This is a genomic window from Burkholderia oklahomensis C6786 (assembly GCF_000959365.1).
Taxonomy (GTDB): Bacteria; Pseudomonadota; Gammaproteobacteria; order Burkholderiales; family Burkholderiaceae; genus Burkholderia; species Burkholderia oklahomensis.
Window position 1 is genome coordinate 322,254 of record NZ_CP009555.1, and the last position, 10,693, is coordinate 332,946.

At 72.4% G+C, this 10,693-nt stretch carries 4 protein-coding genes; all 4 read right to left on the reverse strand.

Annotated features, from left to right (window positions below; translation table 11 throughout):
• Window positions 1–442: 442 nt before the first annotated feature.
• From arfB to recC, 4 genes are read right to left on the reverse strand one after another with little or no spacing between them, the layout of a single operon-like run.
• Complete coding sequence (arfB, locus tag BG90_RS01480; RefSeq protein WP_010102642.1) at window positions 443–847, reverse strand: alternative ribosome rescue aminoacyl-tRNA hydrolase ArfB; 405 nt, start codon at window positions 845–847, stop codon at window positions 443–445.
• Window positions 844–3,462 carry an AAA family ATPase gene (locus tag BG90_RS01485; protein WP_045568026.1) on the reverse strand — a complete coding sequence of 873 codons (2,619 nt, stop codon included), beginning with the start codon at window positions 3,460–3,462 and terminating at the stop codon, window positions 844–846. Before BG90_RS01485 ends, arfB begins: the two co-directional genes overlap by 4 nt.
• Window positions 3,459–7,247: an exodeoxyribonuclease V subunit beta gene (gene recB / locus BG90_RS01490; RefSeq protein ID WP_045568027.1), complete on the reverse strand. Its 3,789-nt coding sequence runs from the start codon at window positions 7,245–7,247 to the stop codon at window positions 3,459–3,461. Before recB ends, BG90_RS01485 begins: the two co-directional genes overlap by 4 nt.
• The gene (recC, locus tag BG90_RS01495; protein ID WP_010114711.1) at window positions 7,244–10,582 is read right to left on the reverse strand and encodes an exodeoxyribonuclease V subunit gamma; all 3,339 of its coding nucleotides are present in this window, start codon (window positions 10,580–10,582) and stop codon (window positions 7,244–7,246) included. Before recC ends, recB begins: the two co-directional genes overlap by 4 nt.
• Window positions 10,583–10,693: the final 111 nt, after the last annotated feature.

Below are 10,693 nucleotides of genomic sequence, written 5' to 3' on the forward strand. Positions count from 1 at the left end.
CGCCGCGTGCATTTGTCCATTCGATGTCCGCGCGATATAGGCGATATGTCGGCTCGATGTCCGGACGCTCGATCCGAATGCGAAGCGCGCGATGGGTGCAGATGCGGCCACGGCGCGCGGCGGCTTCCGGGTTGCCATGCCGCGCCGCTCGCGCGAACCTCGGTTTCGTTCACATGCCGAGCAACGGGTATCCCGTTTGACCGCCGTCCACCGGCGTAAGCGCGCACACAACAGCATTTGCGGGGCCGTGCGTCGACCTAGCCGCGCCGGCCTTCGTGCCGAGCCCGGCCGATCGTTATCATCGGCGCGCTCGAGGTGTGGGCGACATGCCGGACACCGAGCGTCGCTTGCGGCTTGCCGCTTTGAATTTCCAACGTTGAACGTCGAATGCCGAACGTCGAGCTCCAAACTCTGCATATCGAGCGGCGAAAGCCAAACGCGTTCAATCGACGATTCTGCCGCGCCCCGACTTCACCTCGCCGCGCCGGCTCTTCTCGGCAAGCCGGCGTTCCTTCGACGCACGCGTCGGCCGGGTCGCAATCCGCTTGCGTTGCGTCACGCCGGCGCTGCGGATCAGCACATCGAGCCGCGCGAGCGCGGCCGCGCGGTTCTTCTCCTGCGTGCGGTACTCCTGCGCCTTGATGACGACGACGCCATCGCGCGTGATCCGCTGATCGGAGCGCGCGAGAAGCCGCGCCTTCACTTCGTCCGACAGCGACGACGCGCGGATGTCGAAGCGCAGGTGAATCGCGCTCGACACCTTGTTGACGTTCTGCCCGCCCGCGCCCTGCGCGCGGACCGCCATCAGTTCGACCTCATCCGGCGAGAATGCGTAGCGCAGCGTCATCGCATCCCCTCCGGCCGAGCGCGCAGCGCGTCTGCGATTCGCGCGGCCAACCCGGAATCGCGCGCGGTGCGCGTCGCAATCGCCAGCGCGAGCACCGCGCGCGAGCCGATCACCTGCACGCGCGAACGCGCGCGCGTGATCGCCGTGTAGACGAGCTCGCGCGACAGCACGCGGTTGAACGACGCGGGCAGAATCAGCGCCGCGTCGTCGAACTCCGAGCCCTGCGACTTGTGGACGGTCAGCGCGAACGCCGTGTCGTGCGGCGGCAGCGCGGCGGGCGACACCGGGCGCGCGCGGCCGTCCGCGCCTCGGAACCAGACGCGCAGCGCGCCGCGCGCGTCTGGCAGCGCAATGCCGATGTCGCCGTTGAACAGCCCGAGTGCGTAATCGTTGCGCGTCACCATCACGGGCCGTCCCGCGAACCAGTGCGCGCCGATCGCGAGCGGCACGCGCACCGCGCGGCGCACCTCCGCCGCGACGCGCGCATTGACCTCGTCCGCGCCGCGCGCGCCCGTGCGCGTCGCGCAAAGCACACGGAAGCGGTTGAGCACGTCGAAGAGCGGCAGCGGATCGGGCGAGTGCGTCGCGAGTGCGTCGCGCAGCGCGGCCGCGTAGCCGGCGAAGCCCTGCGCGATCCGTTCGATCGTCGCGGCCGACAGCGTCGCGCCGCCGTCGTCGCAGAAGCGCGCGGCCGCATCGTCTGCTGTCGACAACGCATCGAGTGCGTCCTGCACGGCGCCGCGGCGGATCGCGAGCGACAGCCTGCCGATCGGCGAATCGAGGCCGAAGCGATAGTTGCGCTCGAGCCAGACGACGCAGTCGGTCAGCGGCGCGACGGCGGATGCTGCCGACGATGCGGCTTCGGCGGACATCATCATCGAAGCCGAAGCGCCCGTCTCCGCGCCTGCATCGGCGCTCATGCCCGTCAACGCATCGGCACGTACACGTGCGCCGGCTCCGGCCGCCGATGCGATGCGCCACTCGCCCGACGCGGCATTCGTCGCGGCGTCTTCGAGTGACGAGACGGACGCGTTGTCGAGCCACGCGAGCTCGCCCGCGTCGATCCACGCGGCCCGCTCGGCGGCGGACGCGTCCCTCGGCAAATCGGCCGGAAATCCGTTGTCGGCCCGTGCCCGTATGCGCTGCGCGCCCCCCATGCCGTAAACGTCCTGCACGTTCGACGACGCGTGCACGTCCGGCGTGTCGCGCCGATTCTGCTGCGCGTCGCCCGTCGTATCGCCGCCCGGCATGTCGTTGCCCGACGCGTCGTCGCCCGGCGCGCTTTCGTCGTCGAACGCGAACAGCGATCCCTGCGCGTCGTCGGCGGCGCGTTTCGATTCGCGTGCGCCGCCGCGCCGGCCGGCGCGCGGCGCAGGTTCGGCAGCGGCCTTGGCGGCCGCCGTAGCCGTGGCTCGCGCCGCCGGCGCGGCCGCAGTGGCCGAAGCGCGCGCCGCCGCGCTCGCATCGATGACGGCCGCGCGTGCGCCCGCGCCCGCCCCCGCCTTCTCGATCCCCGCCGCGCCGCGGACGAATCCGTCCGGCAGCGCCGCCACGAACTCGGCCTCGTCGATACCGAGCGCGCGCGCGATCGTCGCACACGCCGTCGCGCTGAATGCGGGCTGCGCGCTCAGCTCCGCGAACACCGCGCCCGCTTCGACGGCCGCGAGCTGATCCTTGTCGCCGAGCAGCACGAGGCGCGTGTTCGGCGCGAGCGCATCGAGCAGGTGCGCGGCGAGCGCGACGTCGATCATCGACGCTTCGTCGACGACGACGAGGTCGTACGGCAGCGGGTTGTCGCGGTGATGCGCGAAACGCCCGCCCGGACCGCCGCCCAGCAGCCGGTGCAGCGTGTACGACGTCTGCGGCAGGCGCATCGCGAGCTCGGCCGGCAAGCTGCCGGCGCGCGCGTGCAGCGCCTCCTGCATCCGCTGCGCCGCCTTGCCGGTCGGCGCGGCGAGCGCGATCCGCAAGTCCGGATGCGCGTCGAGCAGGCACGCGATCACGCCGACGACCGTCGTCGTCTTGCCGGTGCCCGGCCCGCCGCTCACGATCGTCACACGGCCCGTCAGCGCAACGAGCGCCGCGACGCGCTGCCAGTCGACGCCCCGCTCCTTCTGCGGGCCGAAATAGCGAACGAGCCGCTCGCCGAGCGCCTCGGGCTCGAGCTCGCCGGCGCCGCCCGCCGCGGCATCGCCGGAACGGGCTCGTGCGACGAGCGCGGTCGCGAGCCGCGTCTCATATTCGAAGTAGCGCGCGAGATACAGGCGCCCGTCGCGATCGACGACGAGCGGGCACTCGCCGCCGCGAGCGATCCCGCCGAATGCGATCACGCCGCTCGCCGCGAGCGCGTCGCGCACGTCGGTGAACGGCTCGTCGTAGCGCTGCGCGAGCGCGTGCAGCGACACGCACACGTGCCCCGCCGCCGTCGCGCGGCTCGCGGCGAACGCCGCGCGCGCCGCCCAGCGCGCCGCCGCGGCAGGTGCGCCGAGGCGGCGCGACAGCATGCCGATCCGGCGCGCGAAGCCTTCGGCGAGCGCGAGGCCGAAATCGGCCGGCTCGGGCAGACGGTCGGCCAGGCCGCCCGTCCACGCGAAGCGTTCGTCGACCGAGCTCATGCCGCCCCCTCGCGCATCAGCGCATCGAGCGCTTCGACGAGCGCACGCGCCGGCCGTCGCGCGTGCACGCCCGCCGGCGCGTCGCCGCTGCGCCAGCCGGGCCGCACGCCGCGCACGAACAGATACAGATACCCGGCGATGTGCGCGTCGTAGTCGTAGTCGCGCATCCGCACGCGCAGATAGCGATGCAGCGCGACCGTATAGAGCAGCGCCTGCAGGTGATACGCATGGTGCGCCATCGCGGCGTCGAGCGCGCGCGGGCCGTACGCATCGGGCGTCGTGCCGAGATGATTCGACTTCCAGTCGACGATCCAGAAGCGGCCGTCGTGCTCGACGATCATGTCGATGAATCCTTTGACGAATCCGGCAAGCGCGCCCGCTTCGAGCGCGACGTCCGGATAGCCGTGCGCGGCGAGCAGCCGCCGCAACGCGTTGAAATCGAGTGCGGGCGCGGGAAACAGGAATTCCATTTCCGTCAGGCGCCGCGCCGGATCGAGTGCGGCAAGGCGCATGCCCGGCACGAGCTCGGTCGCGGCGAGATCGGCGACGAGCCGCGTCATCATCGCGGGCAGCCGCTCGGCGAGCGCGAGCTCCGCTTCGACCGGGCGCTCGTGCAGCGCGCGCAGCGCGGCCGCCGGCCACGTCGACGCATCGGAGAAATCGCTCAGCTCGAACAGCCGGTGCAGGCATTCGCCCGCGGCCGCGCCGCGCGGGAATGCAAGGATGTCGTCTTCGGCGGGCTCGTGCGCGACGGCAGCCGCCGCTTGTGCGGCGGCGTCGGGCGCGTCCGTGCCGACCGCGGCCGCGAGCGCGTCGTGGTCGGGCCGCGTCTCTTCGTCGGCGACGCTCGCAATACCGCCCTCTTCGCGCGCGAGCGCCGACGTCAGCGAACTGAAGCTCGCGATTCGCCAGGCGTCGCGCAGCCCGCGCGTCGCGCGTCGCGCCGCTTGCGTCGCTCCCGTCTCGTGGCCGGCCGCGAGCGGCTCGCGATGCGCCGGCACGGGCAGCGCGCCGAGCGTCACCGGGCCGCCCGCGAGCGCCTGCCAGCGCTCGGCGAGCTCCGCGTCTTCGGGCGGCTCCTTGAGCCACGCGTCGAAATCGCGGCCCTCGCCCGCGACGAGCCAGTTCAGCACGCTGCGCCGCGCCTCCTTCGTCGAGCGCGACGACACATACGTGCCCGCGACCAGATAGCAGCGGTAGACGGCGCGCGTGAGCGCGACGTAGACGAGCCGCGCGCGCTCCGCCGCCTGCTCGCGCATCGCTTCGCGCGACGCGCGTTCGGCCGCCTCGTCGTCGCAGCCGTAATGCAGCACCGCGCTGCCCGCTTCGTCGTGATACTCGCGCGCATCGGGCAGGCCCGAGCCGCTCGGCTCGCGCAACCCGCCGTCGTTCAGGAACGGACAGAACACGATCGCGTATTCGAGCCCCTTCGACTTGTGCACGGTGACGATCTGCACGAGGTTGCGATCGGACTCGAGCCGCAGTTGCGCATCGTCACCGCCGCCTTCGAGCCGCTGCGCGGCGAGCCAGCGCAGCGTCGGCGCGATGCCCGGCTGCGCGGAGGCGCGCGCCTGCGTCAGCTCGGCCAGATGGTTGACGTCGGTCACGCGCCGCTCGCCGTCCTGGCCGGCCATCAGCCGCTCGGCGATCCGCAGCTCGTTCGCGAACGTGCGCCACATCACCGCGAAGCCGCGTTCGCGCCACAACAGCCGATAGCGGGAAAAGCGCTCGACCCAGCCCATCGCGTCGGCATCCGCGGAAGGCGACGCGGTAGCGCTCGCCGATGCGCGCGCGCGCCCGTCGTCCGAGGCATCGCGCGCGGCGCCCTCGGCGTCGCCCTGCGCCGCGTCGCCTTGCTCGAGACGCCAGAGCGCGGCCGCATCGAGCCCGAACCAGTCGGATGCGAGCGCCGAGCGCAGACGCCGCAGGTCGCCGGGCGCGTCGATCGCCGCGAGCACGCGCTCGAGCTGCTCGGCGTCGATCGTCGCGAACACCGACGCCTGCGCAAGCTCGACGCTGCCGATGCCCCATGCGGCGAGCACGCGCTTCACGAGACTGCCCTGCCGGTGGGTCTGCACGAGCACCGCGATGCCCGATGCCGCCAGCGGCTCGCCGCCGAGCGTCACCGCGCGCTCGCGCGCGCCGCGCATCAGCCGCGCGATCTCGGCCGCGCACGCATTCGCCGCCTGCCGCTGCGCGTCGCGCTTCGTCAACCCGCCGTCGCCGGCGGGCAGCGTCCATACACGGAAGTCGCCCGCGCCCGCGAGCGGATCCGTCGTATCGACGAGCGGCGCGCGTGCGCGCGCGCCGGCGCGCACCGGCTCGTAATCGAGCCCGTCGAGCACGAACGCGCGGGCATTCGCGCTGAACACGCGGTTGCACGCGTCGACGATCGCGGGCGTCGAGCGCTGGTTCACCGCGAGCGTGTAGCGCGCGGACGCCCGCGCGCGCGCGGCGAGATACGTATGCAGGTCCGCCGCGCGGAAGCTGTAGATCGCCTGTTTCGGATCGCCGACGAGAAAGAGCGGGCCGGCAGGCGCGAAGATCGTGTCGAAGATCGCGAACTGCAGCGGATCGGTATCCTGGAACTCGTCGATGAGCGCGGCCGGATAGCGCGCGCGCAACGTCTCGCGCAGCCATGGATGCGCTTCGAGTGCGTGATGCAGGTTCGCGAGCAGATCGTCGAACGACACGACGCGACGTGTGCGCTTGCGCTGCTTGAGCTCGGCGGGCGCGGTGTCGAGCCATTGCGCGACGAGCGACAGCCAGCGCGCGCGCTGCGCGGCCTCGACCGCGCCGACGGCCGTCTCGAGCGCCTGCGCGACGTCGAAGAACGCGTGCCGCGGCGTCGCGCCGCCCTTTTTCGTCGCTTTTTCAAGCGCGGCCTGCGTGAGCTTGAGCGCCGCGCGCGGCAATGCGGCCACCGCGCTCGCCTGCTCGAAGTAGCGCGCCCACGCGTCGAGCGCCTCGGCCACCGCCTCCGGCTTGTGCGAGCGCTGGTTCAGCGACGGCTGCGCGTCGGCGAGCAGCGCGTCGAGCGCGCCGCGTTCGGCGCGCCAGATGCCGGCCGCCGCGTCGAAGTGCTCGCGGGCGGCGGCCTCCGCATCGTCGTCGCCCGTGTGCAGTCCGTCCCAGCGCAACTCGGCGAGCGGCTTTTTCAACCGCCGCGCGAGTTGCGCGTCGAGCGCCGCGGGACCCGCGCCGTATTCGACGAGCCACTCGGCGAAGGCCGGATGCGCCGCCGCAACCGGCTCGACGCGCGTACGCCAGAAATCGGCGGCAAGTTCGAAGCGCAGCGCGCCGTCGTCCGCCTCCATCTCGAACGCAAACGGCATCGCCGCCGCGAACGGCGCTTCCTGCAGCGCGCGCTGGCAGAACGCGTGGATCGTGTGGATCGCCGCCTGGTCGAACGCGCGCAGCGCGCGCCGCACGCGCTTTGCGGCCGTCTCCGGATCGATGCCGCGCTCGGGCGAAAGCGTCGTCTCGAACAGGCGCGCGACGAACGGATCGTTGCCGTCGCCGCCCGTGTCGAGCGCATGCGCGAGCTGGGCGAGGCGCCCGCGAATCCGCTCGTGCAGCTCGGCCGTCGCTGCCTTCGTAAAGGTGACGACGAGAATTTCGTCCGCGCCGAGATCCTTTTCGAGCAGCAGGCGCACGTAGAGCGCGCAGATGTTCCAGGTCTTGCCGGTGCCCGCCGACGCTTCGATCTGGTTCACGCCGTCGAGCGCGCACGCGAAGACGTCGAGCTCGCTCGTCGACAGGCCGGATTGCGCGGCGCGGCTCATGACGCCCTCCGCAGATGCTCGACGAGCGGATCGAAGACGAGATGCGCGAGCGCGCCAAACGGCTCGTCGAGCGACGGATTCGCGCCGCGCCATGCGAGGGCGAGCGCCGCGTCGTCCGCTTCGCCCGCGACGCGATCGTTGATCCACACGCCCGCCGCCTTCGATTCGCTCTCCGACACGAGCGCCCATGCGCTCCTCGGGAAAAACGCGAGCGGCATCCGGCGGCCCGCGCGGAACAGCGCGGCGAGCGGCGCAAGCTGCTCGAGCGGCGCGGCGACGGGCGCGAATTCGAACGTATCGCCGCTGCCGAACCACAGCGTGCGACGCGGCCCGTCGGGATCGATCGTGCAATAGACGAGATGCGCGAGCCACGCGGACAGATAGTCGCGGGCGCCCGGCCGAGCATAGCGGTAGATCACCTGCCCCGCCGCCGTCAGCCGCGCGAGCGCGCCATGCAGGCGCAACGGCTCGCGCGTCGCCGCGGACGCGAGTTCGGCATCGTGCGCGCCGAACCATCGCGCATCGCCGGCCGCGGGCCAGGCGGGTGAGATTTCGAATGCGAACGGCACGCGCGTCGCGCCGTCGGCGAGCGCGCGCCGCACGTTGCCCGCGAGCTGCGCGAGCGCGTCGAGCTCGTGATCGCGCCGCACCGCGCCCGTCGCGCCGCCCGGCACTTCGGGGCTCGCGTCGGCGACGCGCAGCGCATGCTCGAACGCGGCCGCATCGGCCGTCTCGATCAGAAGCGGCAGCACACGCTCGGCGAGCGCGTCGCTGCCTGCGTAATCGAGCTCGAACGGCTCGGTGTCGACGAGCTCCGCCTGCGCGTCCGCGAGCGCGATGCCGAGCCGCGCACGCAGCAGCGCGCGCGCCGGATGGCGCCAGAAGCGCTCGAAATCGGCGAAGGCGACGGGCTCCGCGGGCTCGGCCGGCAGCGGCCTGGAGAAAAACGGCTGCGCCGCCGCTTGGGCACCCTCGGCAAGGAGACGCGCGAGCGTCGCGCGCGACGCGTCGTACGTGAAGAGCGTGCCGCCCGGTGCAAAGTACTCGGCCGAGAACGGCTGCAGCGGATGCTCGATCACGAACGCGCGGCGCGCGGCGTCGATCGCGTCGGGCGGCGCGTCCGGCCCCGCCGACACCGTCGCCAGATGGTCGAGCAGTTCGTCGACGAGCGCTGCGGGCGGCAGCGGTGCGTTGTCGCGAATGCTGCGGCCCGTATAGGCGATCAGCAGGCGGTCGCGCGCCGCGAGCAGCAAATCGAGGAACAGGTTGCGCTCGTCGTCGCGGCGCTGCCGGTCGCCGAGCTTCGCGAACACGGCCATCAAGTCGAATTCGTCCGCGCGCGTCAGGCTCGGCAGCACGCCGTCGTCCATCCCGATCAGGCACACGACGCGATACGGCAGCCCGCGCAAGCTCGTCAGCGACGAGAACGTGACGCCGCCCCACGGCACGCCGCCGCGCGCCGGATCGTCGAGTGCCGCCGCCAGGCCCGCGCGCACGACAGCGGCCGGCAATTCGGCGCCGCCCGCGCCTTCCGCCATCGCGGCGAGCATCGCGTCGAGCGCGTCGCGCACGCCGGACAGCGCGTCGGCGAATGCCGGGCCCGAATCGAAGAAGCGCGCGAGCGCGTCGGCGAACGCGTCGCCCCAGCCTTGCGGCGTCAGGTCGCCGGCAATCCGCTGCGCGAAGCCGTCGAGATCGTCGGTGAAGCGTGCAAGCCGGCCGAGCAGCTCGGCCTCGCCGCCTTCCGCGCCCGAGATCGGCAACCACGTGGAGACGGGCGCCGCGCCGTCCGGCATCGCGTAGCCGAGGAAGAGCCGTGTCAGCGCATCGGCGAACGTATGGCGCAGCGCGGGCACGGCCGTGTTCGCATTTTCCGGCGCGTCAGGCGCGAGCCCGCGACGCGCGCCCGCCGCCGCGAGCCACGTCTGCACGGTCTCGAGCGCCGCCGCGTCGATGCCGTAGCGCGCGGCGACCGCGTCGACGCGCAGCCATTCGATCAGCTCCGGCGCGCCGACGTTGCGCTCGGGCAGCGCGAGCCAATCGAGCAGCACGCGTGCGACGGGATTCGCCTGCGACGGCGGCAGGCCGGTGATCCGATACGGGATGCGCGCCGCGTCGGCGCCCGACGTGGTGCCGAACACCGCGTCGATCAGCGGCCCCGCCGCCGCGAGATCCGGCATCGCGACGAGCACGTCCGACGGCGCGAGGCTCGGATCCGCGTCGAGCCACGCGAGCAGACGATCGTGCAGCACCTCGAGCTGGCGCGCGAGGCTGTGGCATACGTGCACCTCGATGCCGCGCCCCTCGGGCGGCTCGCCGAGCGCGTCCTCCGGCTGCAGCTCGAGGATCGCGTTCTGCACGCGCGCGAGCCACGTCGGCGCGGGATTCTCCGCGTAGCGCGACGCGTCGCTCGCCGCCGCGCTCTCGGTCAGCTCGTGCAGCATGTGAAGCTGCGCCTGCGTCTGCCGGCCCCATTCGGCGAGAAGCGGATGGCCGACTTCCTGATAGTCGAGCTGGTCCGCCGCGTCGAGCGATTCGGCGCGCGCGGCGGTCACGATGTCGAACCAGAATTCGCGGCACGGATTGAGCGCGTAGATGCGCACGTCGATCCAGCGCGACAGCTCGCGCAGCAGCGCGATGTGCAAAGGCGGCATCGTCGGCAGCGCGAACACGCTGACCGATTCCGGCCACTTCGCATGCGCGACGATGTCGAGATCGAGCGAGCCGGCATCGCGCAGGAACCGGTGCGCAGGCGGCATTCCGCTGTCGGACAGCTCGGCGAGCAGTGCGCGCCAGAGCGCCGCCTGCCACGTCTCGTCGTCGCGCGCGGCATCGCCGCCGTGGCGCGGCGCGCCTTCGAGCGCGAAGATCGATTCGCCCTCCTGCCATTGCGCGAGCCACTCCGGGCGATACGTCAGGTAGTGGTCGAAAACCGTCGCGATCCGGTGCGCGAGCTCGTGGCGCATCGGCGCATCGGCCGCGGCCAGATACGCGGCGAGCCGCGGCGACGCGCGCCACGGCGCCGCGCCGTCGTCGGACAGCAGCCGGTAGCAGCGCCACACGAGACGATCGGGCGCGAACGGCGAATGCACGGGCACCGTCAGCACTTCGCCGATCTGCGCCCACAGCCATTGCGCGAGATAGCTGAAGCGCACGTTCGCGCACACGCCGTGCCGCTTCGCGACGTCGAGTTCGAGCCGCCGGCGCAGCGCCGCGCTCGGCACGATCACCTGCTGCGCGGCCCACGGCCCCGCGCCGTCCGACGCGGCGGCAAGATCGTCGAGCAGCGCGTCGGCTAGCGTCTCGTGGCGGTTCGAGTAGAAAAGATGGAGCATGAAACGGAGCGAAGGACGCCGGGGGGATACCCGGCAAGTCGAGGAGCCAAGGATAGCAAAGGGAGGACAGCGCGAGAACCTGGCCGATCGGCCGATCGCACCCGTCGCGTC